Consider the following 15,311-nt stretch of genomic DNA (forward strand, 5'->3'; position numbering starts at 1 on the left):
CGCCGCTCAGCGCGTCCCAGGCAAGCCGGAGCTGAACTCCCGGAACCACTCCCGCGCCTCCTCCCGGCACACCTCGCTCCACCGCGCGAGACAACCGGCCGCGTGCCGCCGCACATGCCGCGCCACGGTCTCGTCGCGAGCGATCGCCCTCGCCACCACTGCGGCGGGCTCCTTCTGGTCGCGTCGCAGCTCGACCATCGCCTCCGCACACCGCAACCGCGCCACCGCACTCAACGTCTCGTCCCGCGCCATCGCGTTCAACTCCCGCACAGCCTCGGCGGACTCGACCCCACCGATCGTCCGGAGAACCTGCCTGCGGTGCAACGGATTCGGGGTGTCGAGCAGACCGCGCGACAGTTCGAGCATCTCGCGCCGGCTGCCCGGCACGAGCCGAATCAGACCGTCCGCCGCCTCATCGCGCGTCGTGAGCGGAAGGCTCGGGTCTTCGGCCATGGCACGCAACAGTTCTGCGGCGTCAGCAGAACCGGCCGCGCCCAGCTCCGTCAGGTCCCACGCCGCGCGCCACCGCAATGCGGGCCGCACCGCGGGGTCGGCCGCGATCGCCCGCAGCACGGCGGCGCATTTCCGGCGGTCCTCGACGGTGCGCTCGGTCAGGTTGTTCGCCGCGCGCCGACGCACCTCGGGTGGCATCCGCTCGTCGTCGCGCACCGCGCGCATCCGATCGAGCCCATCGACATTGCGCAGGGCATACAACGCGTCCACCCGGTCCCGGCCGGACGTGCGGGCGTCTACCGCGACCGTCCGCAGGAACTCCACCACCAAGGCGGGCGGATCCGGGTCGATCTTCGCGATGAACTCGGCGGCACCCTGCCGCTCCCGCATCGCTTTAGTGTCGTCCTCGACCACGTCCAGCGCCATGCGGTGTGCCCGCGTCCACCCGGCCGGGCCCAGCTTCGGGAGTTCCTTCAACTCCTCGAGGTTGACGAGCGACTCGATCGCCTCCGGGATGAACTTCACGGACTGCTTGGCGAGCTCGACCACCGCGGTCACCCGCTCGCCGTGCTTCGTCTCGGGTGCCGCGATGGCGTCGCGGAGAGCGGCTTCGATCTCACTGTCGAGCGGAATCCCGTTCATCGAAGGGGGTTCGGGAACCCGCTGTGCGATGCCCACCGAGTGATCCATCAGCAGCGCGCGCTCGAACTCGGCGCGCATCACCGGGGAGAGGCGCTGGCTCAGTCGCTGCACATCGGACGGCCAGGTTGCCGGGTGGTGAATCAGCGCGATGATCAGATCGGTGAGCCTTCGTGTTCGACGAAGACTGACGCCGCTCTGTCCCCCGATGCTCGTTTCACGATCGGTCGCCCGAGCGAAAGGGTCCTGGCTGATCCGGTCGAGCAGCGCGACCGCGGAGCCGAGCCGCGAACGGTCGAGACCGGCCACCGCGCGTGCGGCGTAGATCCGATGGCTGACCATCAACCGCTCGTCATCCATGACCGCGGACATGTATTCGACCGCAACGTCCCATGCGGCGTCGTCGACGTCGGCCCACTGCTCGTGCATGCCGAAGCGGTGCCAGAACGACAGGTGCTCGTCGCCGGCCTGCGAACGGAGTTCGGTGACCGCCTCGGCGCACTCTCCGAGCACGACCACCGCCGCCGCCTGGCGCATGGTGCGATGGGTGTCGCGGTCCGACAGCAGGGCGCGCACCCGCGGCAGCACGTCACCGCCTAGAACGCCGAGCTCGCGCACCGCTCGCGCCCAGGACCGAGTCCAGATCTCCTCGCGCCCGGCCAGGACGACCTCTACGGCGGTGGGCAGGAACCGTCGATCGATCTGGGCCAGTGTGACGGCCGCATCCCACCGAACGTCGGCGTCAGCCGACTTGTCCTCGACGATCGTGTGCAGCGCGGTGAGGACATCGGGATCTTTGCCGAAACCGAGCCGGTCCAAGGACTTCACCGCTCGCAACATGCGTCCGGACGGCGTGTGCGGGTCGAGCAGCACCTCCCGCAGGGCTGCGGCCACTTCTCGCCGTGCACCAGGTCCTTCGATCGCGGACGTCACGATAAAAGGGAAGATGAAGTCGACGTGCGTGGCGTGGCGCAGTAGGTCGGCGACGCCGGCGGTGGCCGCACGGCCGAACCGCGCACCCGCGCCCGACAGGGCCTTGGCCGCGGACCCACGGGAACTCACCGTGCGCGCAGGGTCGTTCAAGATCTTCAACAGCAGTTCCGCCGACTCCCGCCGCCGGGTGCCGTCAAGCAGCTGGTGCTCGTCGACATCGCTGGACCGCGCCAGCGACAGCAGCGCCGATGCCGCGCGATCCCGGTACACCGTGCTCAGGTTCTGCAGGGTTCGCCAAGCCCGTACGGCGACATCAGGGGTTGGTTCCCTGGTGGCGATCTCCAGCAGATGGTGCGCGACCTCTGGATGCACTTCCGGACCGGCTTGAACCAACTGACTGGCCGCGTCAATGCGCGCTTCCACCTCTGCCCTCGGGTCGCGGAGAAGGGTCCGCAGCCGCTCCAAGGCAGGGGTGCGATACGGCTCACCGAGCCGGACGAGCCGACCCAGTGCGAAGTTGCCCTCGTAGACGCCGGCGACTGGATCGTCCGCCACCTGCCACAGCACATCAGCGGCTTCGGCGTGGAAGCGCGGGCCCAGGTCGGCGAGCGACATGGCCGCGAAGTAGAGGTTGTTCGCGGTCGCCCGGCGATCGGCGATGATCGACCGCAGGTGCGCTGCCACCGCCGCCGTCACCTGAGGACCGAGGGCAGCGAGATGATCCGCGCAGTTCACGCGTTCGAAGTACTGCAGGTCCGGTTCGGCCAGCACCGCGGAGATGATCTCCGCGGCGAGTTCCCGGTACTGCGGCGCGAGAACGCCGATGGTTCGGGCGGCCCACGCGCGATCGGAGTGGTCGAACCTTCGATCCTCGACCATCGCGCGCAGCGCTACCACGGCTTCTTCGAGGTGTGCCGGGCCGAGTGACGCCAAGCCTCGCGCCGCGTCCTCCCGTCCGATGGTGTCTCGCACCGAGGAGCGGAGCACTTCGGTGAAGACCTGGGCGGCGAGATCGAAGTACTCGACACCGATCTCCATCAGCCCGGACGCGACCTCGACCCGGCCACGGGCACCCGTGTAGTCGTCCCCGACGATGGCGATCAGCGCCGCGACCGCCTCTTCGCGTGCTCCATCACCGAAACCGGCCAGCACGACGGCCGCGGTCCGGCACTCCGCCGCGGAGGCGAGCTCGTCGGCCAGCACGGCGCGCAGGCCGCGTTCGGCGGTCTCACGTTCCGCGGAACCGCTGTGGGACAACGCTTCTGCGGCCGTCAACCGGTGTTCGACCGAGATGGCCGGGTCGTCGACGATCTCGCGCAGCAATTCGAGCGCCTCAGCCGAGTGCTCGACGCGCAGCCTGATCGCCAACGCGGTCGCCGCCTCGGCGCGGGACCGCCAGGGGGCGCTCTCGTTGCGCATCAGGGCGACCAGCCACTCGACGAGGCCTGGGTGGTGCGTAGCGCGGCTCGTCCGCTCCAGGATTCGGCGGGCCTGCCACTGGGTGGTCATGGCCCAGCCGTGCACGGTCACGAGGAAGTCGTCAACCTCCTGGCGGCCCGCCGGTACGTGCTTTGCGAGCAGCCGCGCCGCGAGTAGGTGCTGGTCAGCGGTTCCGTCGTGCAGCCAGCGGATGAGGCGGTCGGCCTCGCCGTGGTGCAGACGCGTGTAGTGCAGCAGAACTTGGCGATCGTGGCGGCCATGGTCCCATCGGCGTGCGTTGTGCAGGAGGTGGTTGAAGTCCTCGTGGGCGGGGTCGAAGCGGTCCGGCAGTTCCTTCGCCCGCGCGGTGGCGGCGAGGTGCTCGGCAAAGCTGTGGTGCAGGAATCGGAGGTCGTCGCCGATCCACTTGAGCGGTCCCGCGTTGATGAGGAACTGGGTGAGTGCGTCGGTCCGGCAGCTGAGGTGCCGCACGACCCAGTCGCGGGCCGCGGCGATCAGCGATTTGTCCGTCTCCAGGCGCACGCGGCCGAGGTGTTCGAGCAACGCGATCCGGTGTTCGGTGAAGGGTCCGGGCGGCGTCTCACGGGACGACAGGATCTCGAGGTACGACTCGTAGAGCTCGAACTCGTTGTCCGGCAAGGGATGCTCGTCCTGCCGGTCGAAGATGATCGCGGCGACCGTAGCGAACAGGGGCGCGCAAACCAGTTCGTCGAGGTGGGCTTCGCGGATCTGGTGTAGGAACCGTTCGGCAACAGTGGCGCCGAACCAGTTCTCGGCGAAGTCGCACAGTGCGGTCTCGTCGAACGGCTGCAGCTCGTAGCGGGCCGCTCCCCCGCGCTGCAGCGGCCCGAGTGCGGCGCCCTCGATCGGGCGGGTCGTGAGCATGACGCGGTAGAACGGCTCCTTGGCCCACTTGGCAAGTACGCGCACCAACTGGGCGCGGTCGGCGTTGCTCGCGACCTCGTCCAGGCCGTCGACCAGCAGCAGCCACGGGCAGCCGGCGACCGCGCCACCGAGCAGGTCGTCGAGCCGACCGGCCAGATAGCCGCCGTACTCGGCGCACGCGCTGTCGGCCAGTGCACTGGCGAACGGGAGGTCGAGGCGGGCCGCGAGTTCTCTGGCCGTCACCCGCAACGGAAGCACCACGTCGACAAGTGGTGGCTCTCCCGACGGGGCGGTCCAGTGCGCGGCGATCTCGGCGGCCAGGCGCAGGGTGAGCGTGGACTTGCCGAGGCCCGGACCGCCGGTGATCAGCAGGTGGCGGTCGCGGTCCAGGGCCTCGCGCAGGGGACGGGACGGCGGGCGCACCGCCACGCGCGCTACCGGCGCCGCCGGTAGTTCGATCACCTGGCCGTTGTCGTCGACGACCTGGGCGGGCCAGTGCTGCTGCTCGGGTTGCGGCTCCTCCACGCCGGTGCCCAGGTCCTGGCGCACGTACACGGTGCCGAGCGACGGCGTTCGCGACTCGGGCAGCTGGTACGGCATGTCCTCGGCGGTCTCCTGCAACGCCGCCAGCAGGTGCAGGATCTCGTCCGGCAGTTCGGGGCGCTCGGCCCAGCTCGAAGGTGGTGGGCCCACCGGGCGGGCCGGCCGCGGGGAGTTGAGGTGGAGCTCGTGGATCGTGTGGGCCTGGACCACCGGGCCTTGGACGTTGCCCGTGACCTCGTTCTCCACCCGCCGGCTCCCTCCTAACGGAGGAAGCATGCTCTCACACGGACCCGAACAACAGGCCGTTCCCGGGACGCTCCATGCGGAATCCGGAATCCGGCAGGGCCTGGCGCCGCCCCCGTCGCGGTGCCAGGCCCGTTGATCACCCGCCGGCCAGGTCGCCCACCACGTGAATGACGGTCGGCCGATCCGCCGCCAGCGCCTTCTTCAACGCCAGCGCGAACTTCGTCTCGTCGTCGACGGTCACGCCGTGGCAGTCCATGGCCTTCGCCACGCGGGCGAAGTCGACCTGCGGCAGGTCGACGGCGTGGACGGGTTCGGAGCGGTCGACCATCTCGCGCCGGATCTCGCCGTAGCCGCCGTTGTCAGCTACAACGACCGGGAGCGGCAAACGCAACTGTGCGGCGGTGGCGAGTTCCGGCAGCGTGAACATCAGGCCGCCGTCGCCGTGCAGCGCGACCACCTGACGGTCCGGCGCACCGAGCTTGGCGCCGATGGCGGCGGGCAGGCCGTAGCCCAGCGTGCCGAGGCCGGCCGGGTAGAGGAACGACGCGGGCGCGTCCAGCGGCAGGTTGGACAGGGCGCCGTAGTAGCAGACCATCGCGCTGTCGCCGGAGATGATCGCGTTCGGGCCGAGGGTGTTCTCCATGGTCTCGATCAACGGCAGCCAGGCGGCGCCCTGCGCGCGGGCGTGCTTGCGGTGCAGCTTGCGCCACCGGTCGGCCCGGCGGACCGCCTCGATCGACGGCTTGCCGAAGCCCAGTCGCTGGTTGAGCGCCTCGACGGTGGCCTGCGCGTCACCGACCAGGCGGTGGTCCGGCGCCGCGTTCGTGATCATCTGGGCCGGGTCGACGTCGATGCGGATCAGGTCGCCGGGGAACCTCAGCGGGCCGTTCCACAGGTCGGTCGACGCGAGTTCGGTGCCGATCGCCAGCACGACGTCGCACTCGGCGACGAAGTCCGCAACCGCGCGGTGGTGCAGGCCGGCGCCGATGGACAGGTCGTGGCGTTCCGGGAACGTGCCCTTGCCGTTCGCCGTCGACACCACCGGCGCACCGAGCCGGTTGGCCAGCGCCAGGATCTCCTCGGCCGCGCCGCGGGCGCCGCCACCCACGATGAACCCCGGTCTTTGGGCCGCGTTCAGGCGGCCCGCGGCGGCGGCGATGGTGGCGCCGTCCGCGGCCGGGTGGCCGACGAGCAGGGGTTCGATGTGCTGGACCTTGTCCTGCGCGTCGATCAGGTCGAGCGGGATCTCGAGGTGTGCGGGGCGCGGGCGGCCGGAGTTCATCGCGGCGAACGCCTGCGCGACCGCCAGCGGGATCTCGGCGACGCTGTGCACGCGGTTGGTGTAGCCGATGACTGCCTCGAGCGCGGCACGCTGGTCGCGGACCTCGTGCAGCGTGCCGTTGCCGCGGCCGGGGTGCTTCAGCGGCATGCCCGGCGAGATCAGCAGGATCGGCACCGAGTCCGAGTACGCCTGCGTCACGGCGGTCATCGCGTTGAGCACGGCGGGTCCGGTCGTCGTGAGGCACACGCCGGGTTTGCCGGTCACGCGGGCGTAGCCGTCGGCGGCGAACCCGGCGCCCTGCTCGTGCCGCGGCGTCACGTGCCGCAGCTCGTGTTCGGCCAGTGCCTTGTAGATGCCGAGGTTGTGGGTGCCGGGAATGCCGAAGACCACGTCGACGCCGTGGGCGGAAAGCGCGCGCACCAGCGCGTCGCCTCCGCTGCTGCGAAGAACCGTCATACTCATGCCACGCGTCGTCCGCTCGTTTCGTTCGGAGATTCCCCCGAAGGGATGATCAGTGCGTCGACGGCCAGCGCCCCGTCCGGGCCCACCCGTACCGGGTTGAGCTCGATTTCCGACAGGTCCGGCCGGGCCGCGAGCACTGCCGAGACCGACGCGACCACCTCTGCCAACGACTGGACATCCACCGGGGTTGCGCCCCGCCAGCCGTCGAACAGCGGCGCACACTTCAGGCGCCGCAGCAGGTCCAGCGCCTCGGGCACGGACACGGGCGCCAGCTCGACCGCCGTGTCGCGGTAGAGCTCGGTGAACGTCCCGCCCGCGCCGACCAGCACGACCGGCCCGAAACCGGGGTCGCGCCGCGCGCCGACGATGATCTCCACGACGTCGCGCCGGGTGTCCATCTCCTCCAGCACGTACCCGCCGGGGCCGAGGCGGGCCTGCATCTCCTCGAACGCCGGCACCGGGTCGATCAGGCCGAGCGCGACGCCGTTCTGCTCGCTCTTGTGCTCCAGCCAGTCCGCCTTGAGCACATAGGGCGGCCGCAGCTCCTCCACCGCCTGCACCAGTTCGTCCACTGTGGACACAGCGCGGGCGTCGGGGAACGGGACGTCCGCGATCAGCGCGCGGGCGTTGAGGTAGCCCGGCGCGTATGTCGGCGATTCGACGGGCGGCGGCGCGACGGGGATCGCCGGTCTGCCACTCGTGTACCGCGACGCCGCCGCGAGGGCCGCGATCGCGCGTTCGATGGTGTGCTGCACGGGCACACCCGAGGCTTTCAGCGCGCGGACGGTCGCGGACTCCTCGCGCATGCTGTGCACGACGACCGGTACGCCGGTTTCGTGCGCTGCAGCACCGATTCGGCGTGCCACCGCGACCTCGGCGGGTTCGAGCGACGGCGTGTCGGCGCCGTAGCTGCCGAAGTAGCCGGACAGCACCACGGAGTCGACCTCTCCGCTGCGCAGGAGCGCTTCCACCGCGCTCGCGTAGTTCGTGAGGTCCTGCTCCCCCGCGCCGGCCAGGTCGATCGGGTTGCGGGTGGACGCCTGCAACGGCAGCTGCGCGGTCACCTCGGCCGACAGCACCGGGATCACCAGGCCGTGCGCGGCGGCCAGGTCCGCGGCGATCGCGCCCTGTCCCCCGCTGTCCGCGACAATCCCCGTGCGCTTGCCCGCGGGCGAGGTCGTGACGGCCAGGAAGCTCGCCAGGTCGACCAGCGCGGTCGGCGTCACGACCCGGATCGCGCCCGCGTGCCGGCATGCCGCGTCCACGACGTCCATCGACGAGGTCAGTGCGCCCGTGTGTGACCGGGCCGCCTCCTGCGCGGCACCGCTCTCACCGACGGTCAGCAGCACGGTCGGTTTGCCGTGCTTGCGCAGGGTCGCGATCGTTTCGAGCAGGCTCGTGCCGTCCGCGAAGCTCTCCAGATAGAGCCCGACGACCTTGGTCATGTCGTGCGTGACCAGGTCTTCGAGTGCTTCCGCGGCCGTGATGTCGGCCTGGTTGCCGACCGACACGAACCGCGACACGCCCAGTCCCTGCTGCGCGGCGAGTCCGGCCAGTTCCAGCCCGACCTGGCCGCTCTGCGACACGATGCCGAGCACGCCCGGTTCGAACCGGCCCCACGCCAGGTGCAGGTCCGTGGCCGCGTCGAACAGGCCGAGGCAGTTCGGGCCGAGGATGCGCGCTCCGGCGGCCCGGATCGCGGCGATCGTCTGCGGCTCCACCCCCGCGGTGATGCCGATGAACGCCCTGGCGCCCTTGGCGAGCGCTTCCTCGACCACCCCTGGCACGTGCTGCGCCGGGACGGCGAGGACGACCAGTTCGGGTGTCTCCGGTAGTTCGGCGAGCGTCGGGTACGTCTCGGTGTCGCACACGGGGTTTCCGTTGCGGTTCACCAGGTACACGCGCCGTCTGTCCACACCGGACAGCGCTCCGCGGGCCAGCCAGTGGCCCCATTTCGCCGGGTCGTCGCTCGCGCCGACGACCGCTACGGAGGCGGGATCGGAGAAGCTCATCCCAGTGACCGCGAGATGATGATCCGCTGGATGTCGGACGTGCCTTCCTCGATCTCCTCGAGCTTCGCGTCGCGCATCCACCGCTCGACGGGGTACTCGCGCGAGTAGCCGTACCCGCCGAGCGTCTGCACCGCGGCGTGCGTGACCCACATGGCGTTCTCGGAGCCGACGAGCTTGGCCATCGCGGACTCCTGCGCGACCGCGTGCCCCTCGTCGAACAGCTGCGCGGCCCTGATCGTGAGCAAGTGCGATGTGTCGACCTTGGTCGCCATGTCGGCGAGCCGGAACGCGACGGCCTGGTGCTCGATGATCGGCTTGCCGAACTGCACGCGCTGCTTCGCGTACGCCGTCGCCTCGTCCAGCGCGGCCCGCGCGAGGCCGGTCGTGGCGGCGCCGATGAGGATGCGGGAGGCGTCGAACGTCCGCATCAGGCCGGAGAAGCCCTTGCCCTCGTCGCCCAGGCGCTGGTCGACGGGCACGCGGACGTTGTCGAGGAAGACCTCGGCGTTGACGATCGCGCGCTGCCCCATCTTCTGGAACGGCGGGCCGACCTTCAGTCCGGGCGTGTCCTTCTCGACGACGAACGCCGTGACGCCCTTGGACCGTTTCGTCGCGTCGACGGTCGCGAAGATGACGAAGTACTCGGCGTACGGGGCGTTGGAGATCCAGGTCTTCTGGCCGTTGAGGACGTACTCGTCGCCCTCCCGGACGGCCGTGGTCTGGATGCTCGCCGCGTCGCTGCCGGTGCCCGGCTCGGTGACGGCGACCGCGGTGAGCGGCGGGATGTCGTTCGTCAGCGGCCGCAGCCAGCGTTCCTGCTGCTCAGGGGTGCCGAGGTTCTCGATCGGCGCGCTGAAGAAGCCGTTGGACGTGACCAGATTGCCGATGCCGATGTCGCCGTGGCACAGCTCTTCCTGGATGAGCACCTGGGTGAGCAGGTCCGTGATGCCGCCACCGCCGAACTTCTCGGGCAGCATGAAGCTGGTCAGGCCGAGCTTGCTGGCCTTCTCCCAGACGTCCAGCGGCGACTCGGTGTCCGCCTCGTCGACGGCCCGGCCGCGCGGCCGGATCTCCCGCGCGGCGAAGTCCCGCGCGAGCTCGACGAACTGCCGCTGCTCCTCACTGAGCCGCAAAGCATCGCGGACGAACCGACCCATCTGGCGCTCCCAAAGTTGACTGACGAATCAGTTATTCCACGATCTACGGGGAAGCGTAGACCTGTCAAGACTCGTCCGTCGGATGGGTGCCAGAGGTGTCAGGGCTGGTCAAGTGCCGCGGTGACGATGTCGAGCGCCTCGCGTTTCGAGATCCCCAGCTCGGCGACCGTGGCCGCGTAGGACGTCGCCGCCCGCAGGACGCGCTCACGGCTGCGGTCGCTTCTGGCGCTCACCACGGTGCCCGCGCGGCCGCGCGTCTCGACCAGGCCGGCCTCTTCGAGTTCCCGGTAGGCGCGCGCGACCGTGTTGACGGCCAAGCCCAGGTCAGCGGCGAGAGCGCGCACCGTCGGGAGCTTCGCGCCGACGGCGAGGGCGCGGTTGTTGATCGCCTGGGCGAAGTGCAGGCGCACCTGCTCGTACGGTGGCACATCGGAGTCAGGATCGATCCGCATGACGCGATCCTGTCACGTGACCCGATATGCGCCGCCCGACGGCAGCACCGTCAGGTAGCGCGGCGCGGGCGAGTACGCCGTGCTGATCGTGGCCCGGACCGTGGGCAGCCGGTCCTTGTCCACGAGCGCGACGACGGGCCGTCCGGGCTCGTCGACCAGCATGCTCGCGCCCCGCGCACCGGCGGCGAGGGCCGCCGCGACGACGGTGTCCTGCTCGGGATCGGGCCGTTGCCCGAAGTGGTACGCCGTCAGCGCGTCCCCGAGATCCCCGTCCACGCACGCGCGGCGTTGTTCGACTGGGGTGTCCTTGCGAATCCGGGTGTCGATCACGAGCAGTCGTTGCCCGGTCAGGTCGAGCTCGCGCAGGCCGCCCTCGCGGTCAACGGCGTGACCGGGCTTGCCTCCGCAGGAGGCGGGGACCGCGTTGCGCGTGCCGTGCAGGTCGTTCAACGCCATCGCGACGGCGTTGCGCAGCGCGTCGCCCGCCCTGAGCCCGCTGCCCCGCGGCAGGCCGACGCTGCACAACAGGGTCGCGCCGCCCGCCCAGTCGAGTTGCCTGAGGTGCGAGGCCCACGCCGGGACGTCGCCGCCGGGCAGCGTGACGCGCTCGGCCGGCCGGTTGATCGACGCAAGCTCGAGCCTGCCGTCGCCGCGCCGGTCGGCCGCGACGATGGCGCCCCATTTGGCGCACACGCTGAGCGCGCCGCCCATCAGTTCCAGCACGCCGGGCGCGTACCAGACACCCTCGGCGGGCCGGCCGAACACGCGCCGGAACGCGTGCGGGACGAGCCGCAACTCGGGCGCGACGTCGGGCCGGTCGGCGATGTCGATCACGGGCTCTCCTTGCGTGCCAGCACGCGGTAGGCGTTGCCGCGGTCGTTGTACTTCGCGAGCGCCCGGTTGAGCGTCTGGTCCAGTGCCACCGCGACGAGGAACAGCGGGATGCCCAGCGTCCACACAGTCGCGCGGCGGAGTCGTAGGAACTTCGGCTTCGCCGGGTTCCACGGCGCGGGCGTGCGCGGGGCGTGCCGGCCGAGGAACAGCAGTGCGGCGAGCACGAAGTCGTTGCACATGTGGGCTTTCGCGCGTTCCTCGGCGACCGTGGTCAGGCCGCGTTCCCCGAGGGCGTGCTTGAGGTTCCCGATCGGCATCATGTGCTGGTGCTGCGGCTGGAACCACGGCATCCAGTACTTGCCGAACATCCACCCGAGCCGCCACTCGGGGTCCGGCAGCTCGATCAGCAGGTAGCCGCCCTCGGGCAGCACGTCGGCGGCGATGTCGAGCTCTTCCCACGGGTCGCGCACGTGTTCCAGGTAGTGGTGCATGCTGACGACGTCGTACTGCCCGCGCAGCTCGCCGGCGAACTCCTTGAAGCCGCCGCGATACGCCTGCTGGATCCGTTTGAGGTCGGCCGCCTCCTCGATGGCCGCGCCCTGGTCCAGGCCGTCGAACCTCGTGGTGGGCAGGACCTCCTTGGCTGCCAGGCAGAAGTGCGCATGACCGGATCCGACGTCCAGCCACTTCTTGGGTGTCGTGAACGGCTTCACCATGTTCGCGCGGCCGTAGTACGGGTCGTTCTTGCCGGAGAACACCGCGTCCGCGGCGCCCTCGCCCAGGCCGTCGTAGAAGTCGCGGTAGTAGAAACCGAGGCCCTCCTCGGTCAGTCTCGGGTTCTGCCAGACGTGTCCACATCGGACGCAGCGGTCCATCGTGAACGTGCCCGGCTTGCGCTGGATGAGGTCCTCGCCCTCGACCTGCCGCCTGAGGTCGGAGCTGCCGCAGTCCGGGCACGTCGTCCTGGGCTCCTCCAGGAACGGGAGCTTCTTCAGTGCGTTCTCGTACCAGGGTTTGGCGGCTTCCAGTTGTTCCTGTTGCTGCTTTTCCCTGGTGGAGCGCCAGGTGCTCGTCCGCCAGAGCAGTGGCGTGCGGATCAGGCGCGGGACGTGCCGGTCTCGTGGTTTCAGGGCTGTTCCGGCGAAGACCAGGTACGGGTGGGCGCTGTACACCAGTGCCGCGATCAGTCCCCACGGCCACGCCACGATCGCCGCGGTGACGACCGAGGCGTAGCCGATCACCGATGCGGTCGTCGACAGGGCTGGACGTTTGCCGCGCTGGCGGAGAAGCGCCGGGCGCTTCTTCGGGTCATACGGGCCGGCTTTCAGGTCTTTGGCGACGGCCAGGTCCACCTCGCGGTCGACGTGGTCCTTGACGTCGCGGACGTACGCCGTGAACTCGGTCGGGTCCTCGGGGTCGAGGTCTGCCGGGTAGCGGGTCAGGATGGCCTGGTTCGCGCTGACGCCTCTCGCCCAGTGGTCCTTGCGGTAGGTCTTCGGGTCCGTTGTGGACAGAAGGTCCAGGGCGGCCGTGATCGGGAGGTCGGACGGGATCAGGTCGACCAGGTCGGCGTCGCCGGGGTCCCAGCCGTCGGTTGCCGTGACGCCGGGTGCGGTGACCAGCACGAAGTTGTCCACAGCTTGCGCCGACGCCCCGGAACTGTCGGTGCTTTCTGGAAGAATGGAAACAGGGGGACCCCCTGGCCTGGGGGACGTCTGCGGAAGCGCGCCCGGCGGCAGCGTTCGGAGCGCCGCCGCCCGCGCCCGCAGGCGCAGTGCGTCGAGCAGGATGACCAGTACGACCAGCGCAGCGAAGATCACGCCACCACCGCTTCCAGATGATCAGCCGCCGTCGGCGCCCCGCCGGCGGCCGCGAAGGAGTCACGCACCCGGCCCGCGGCCGCCGCGTACGAAGGGTCTTTCAGGACACGTTCGAGGGCGTCCCGGATCTCGGGAGCACGCACCCGCTGGTACCTCAACCGGATCCCGGCACCGCAGTCCGTCACCGACGAGGCGATCAGCGGCTGGTCGTCCCGGATCGGTGCGACGACGAGGGGCAACCCGTGTGCCAGCGCCTCACACACGGTGTTGTGACCGCCGTGCGTCACCACGGCGTCCAGGTGCGGCATCAACGAAAGCTGCGGCACGCGGTCCACCACCAACACGTGCTGGGGCGCCGAAACCGGCACCGGCGACACGAGAACCACCTGCACGTCCAGCGAGGTCACCGCTTCCACGACCGACGAGAAGAAGCGACCGCCGGCCGCACCGTTCAACGTGCCGAGAGATACCAGTACCCGGCGCCTGGAGTCCAGCCAGTCCCAGGGAAACGGCGTCTCACATGGCCGGTCGCCCAGAGCCGGTCCAATGAAGACATAGTGCTCGGGAAAGGAACCCGGTACCAGCAAACGAGAAGAGAACACCAGCACCAGAGCCGGAGAGAACCGGGCATCGAAGCCGGCGAACGACGTCAACTTGTCCGAGACCCACGAAGAGACCTTCGGCAGGTCCCGCAAGGGATCCAGCAGCTCGCCGGGCGTCGAGGCGGACGTCACCCACGGGACGCCGGCGGCCGAAGCCGCCACCGGACCGGCCAGCGCCTGCTGGTCAGCGACCACGACGTCCGGCCGGAAAGATTCCACCGCCGAAGCGACGCCGGGCAGCATCGCGTGCCCGAGCGGAATCAGGAACGACTCCCAGAAGAACTTGAAGACCCCGATTCCACGCAGCCCCAGCCACTCCGTCCGCGCGGCCGCGATCGAGGCAGCGGCAGCGTCCGGGAGTGCCGGGAACACAACGGCATCGCGTGGCAGCAGCGGCGCCGAAGTGCCCTGATGCCCTGCCCACGCGACGGTGTGCCCGCGCCGGACCAGCTCCGCGCCGACGGAGACGGTGGGGTTGATGTGCCCGACCAGCGGCGGCACGACGAACAGGTAGCGGCTCATACGCGCAACCAGTCGAACACGGTGTCGAGCAGTTCACCCGTCGCCTCCCGCAGTACCGTGTGGCCCAGGCCGTTCACCACGTGCAGCCGGCAGTCCGGCACTTCCTCCGCCAGCTCCGCCGCCGCGCCGATCAGGGACGACTCCGCGCCGAACACCCCTAGCACCGGGCAGTCCACAAGCGACAGATCGTCGAACCACGGGCCGGAGCCGAGGTCGTCGATCAGTGAAGTTCCGTTCAGCAAGGCCGAGGCGTTGGCGGCCAGCCGGGCGATCTTGCGTTGTCCCAGCGAGAACAGCTGTTCCTGGGTGCGGTCGAACTCCAGGCCCAGGGCGGCCACGGTCAGGGTGTTGACCATGTCCTCCAGCCACAGGTCGCCGACGATTCCGCCGCACGCCGCCTCGACGACGACCACTCCGGCCACGCGGTCCGGCGCCAGCAGGGCGGTCCGCATCGCCACGACGCCGCCGTAACTGTTGCCCAGCAGGTAAACCGGCGAGCGCACACCCAGAACAGTGAGGATCTCCAACAGGTCCTGGGCGTTGTCGGCGGGCGTGTAGCCGGACGTCGGGCGCGCGGACAGGCCGTGCCCGCGCAGGTCGAACAGGATCGTGCGGACGCCACGGGCCGCCAGCGGCGCCGCCAGGGTGTAGTAGAACGACGACAGGTTGTCCATGACCAGGCCGTGCACGAACACCACGGTCGGGCCGTCGTCCGGACCGAGTGTCTGCACGTGGAACCGCACGCCGCGGGCGGTGACCTCAGGCACGGCTCGACTCGATGTGGGTCGCGAGCGTGCCGACCGACATGGCCATGATCTCGTCGATGTCCATGTCCGCCAGGAACCCGACGAGGTCGACGTCGTAGTGCTCGCGCAGCTTGTCCGCGAGCGCGACGAACTCGATGCTCTCCAGCCCGAGGTCGTCGCTGAACGTCGTGTCCGGGGTGATCTCCACGCCCAGCAGGAAGTCCGGTCCGACGACCTCGGAGATGATCCGCGACAGCTGGACCAGCACGTCACTCATAGCACA

At 70.1% G+C, this 15,311-nt stretch carries 10 protein-coding genes; all 10 read right to left on the bottom strand.

Going from position 1 to position 15,311, the window contains the following annotated elements; translation table 11 throughout:
- Positions 1 to 6 precede the first annotated feature (6 nt).
- Positions 7 to 5,139, bottom strand: coding sequence for an NACHT domain-containing protein (locus tag QSK35_RS02890; RefSeq protein ID WP_285741921.1), 5,133 nt, complete (start codon positions 5,137 to 5,139; stop codon positions 7 to 9).
- 136 nt (positions 5,140 to 5,275) lie between these two features.
- Positions 5,276 to 6,883 (bottom strand): 5-guanidino-2-oxopentanoate decarboxylase, encoded by a 1,608-nt coding sequence (locus tag QSK35_RS02895; protein ID WP_285741923.1) that lies wholly within the window; start codon positions 6,881 to 6,883, stop codon positions 5,276 to 5,278.
- Positions 6,880 to 8,895 carry an acetate--CoA ligase family protein gene (locus QSK35_RS02900; protein WP_285741924.1) on the bottom strand — a complete coding sequence of 672 codons (2,016 nt, stop codon included), beginning with the start codon at positions 8,893 to 8,895 and terminating at the stop codon, positions 6,880 to 6,882. Before QSK35_RS02900 ends, QSK35_RS02895 begins: the two co-directional genes overlap by 4 nt.
- Entirely contained in the window at positions 8,892 to 10,052 is a 1,161-nt protein-coding gene (locus QSK35_RS02905) for an acyl-CoA dehydrogenase family protein (RefSeq protein ID WP_285741926.1), read from the bottom strand. Before QSK35_RS02905 ends, QSK35_RS02900 begins: the two co-directional genes overlap by 4 nt.
- Positions 10,053 to 10,150: 98 nt before the next feature.
- Positions 10,151 to 10,504: a GntR family transcriptional regulator gene (locus QSK35_RS02910; RefSeq protein WP_285741928.1), complete on the bottom strand. Its 354-nt coding sequence runs from the start codon at positions 10,502 to 10,504 to the stop codon at positions 10,151 to 10,153.
- Between the two features lie 12 nt (positions 10,505 to 10,516).
- Positions 10,517 to 11,338 carry a hypothetical protein gene (locus tag QSK35_RS02915; protein WP_285741930.1) on the bottom strand — a complete coding sequence of 274 codons (822 nt, stop codon included), beginning with the start codon at positions 11,336 to 11,338 and terminating at the stop codon, positions 10,517 to 10,519.
- Entirely contained in the window at positions 11,335 to 13,158 is a 1,824-nt protein-coding gene (locus tag QSK35_RS02920) for a methyltransferase domain-containing protein (RefSeq protein ID WP_285741932.1), read from the bottom strand. Before QSK35_RS02920 ends, QSK35_RS02915 begins: the two co-directional genes overlap by 4 nt.
- A complete protein-coding gene (locus QSK35_RS02925; protein ID WP_285741933.1) occupies positions 13,155 to 14,282 on the bottom strand; it encodes a glycosyltransferase in 1,128 nt (375 codons plus the stop codon). Before QSK35_RS02925 ends, QSK35_RS02920 begins: the two co-directional genes overlap by 4 nt.
- Entirely contained in the window at positions 14,279 to 15,049 is a 771-nt protein-coding gene (locus tag QSK35_RS02930) for an alpha/beta fold hydrolase (protein ID WP_285741935.1), read from the bottom strand. Before QSK35_RS02930 ends, QSK35_RS02925 begins: the two co-directional genes overlap by 4 nt.
- Positions 15,042 to 15,305 (bottom strand): acyl carrier protein, encoded by a 264-nt coding sequence (locus QSK35_RS02935; protein WP_285741937.1) that lies wholly within the window; start codon positions 15,303 to 15,305, stop codon positions 15,042 to 15,044. Before QSK35_RS02935 ends, QSK35_RS02930 begins: the two co-directional genes overlap by 8 nt.
- Positions 15,306 to 15,311 lie beyond the last annotated feature (6 nt).

The organism is Lentzea sp. NBRC 105346 (genome assembly GCF_030269605.1).
In the GTDB taxonomy this organism is placed as follows: Bacteria; Actinomycetota; Actinomycetes; order Mycobacteriales; family Pseudonocardiaceae; genus Lentzea.

Coding starts and splice junctions, on each gene's coding strand:
- QSK35_RS02900 (WP_285741924.1), bottom strand. CDS start 8,895: ATGAGCTTCTCCGATCCCGCCTCCGTAGCGGTCGTCGGCGCGAGCGAC.
- QSK35_RS02925 (WP_285741933.1), bottom strand. CDS start 14,282: ATGAGCCGCTACCTGTTCGTCGTGCCGCCGCTGGTCGGGCACATCAAC.
- QSK35_RS02895 (WP_285741923.1), bottom strand. CDS start 6,883: ATGAGTATGACGGTTCTTCGCAGCAGCGGAGGCGACGCGCTGGTGCGC.
- QSK35_RS02935 (WP_285741937.1), bottom strand. CDS start 15,305: ATGAGTGACGTGCTGGTCCAGCTGTCGCGGATCATCTCCGAGGTCGTC.
- QSK35_RS02905 (WP_285741926.1), bottom strand. CDS start 10,052: ATGGGTCGGTTCGTCCGCGATGCTTTGCGGCTCAGTGAGGAGCAGCGG.
- QSK35_RS02910 (WP_285741928.1), bottom strand. CDS start 10,504: ATGCGGATCGATCCTGACTCCGATGTGCCACCGTACGAGCAGGTGCGC.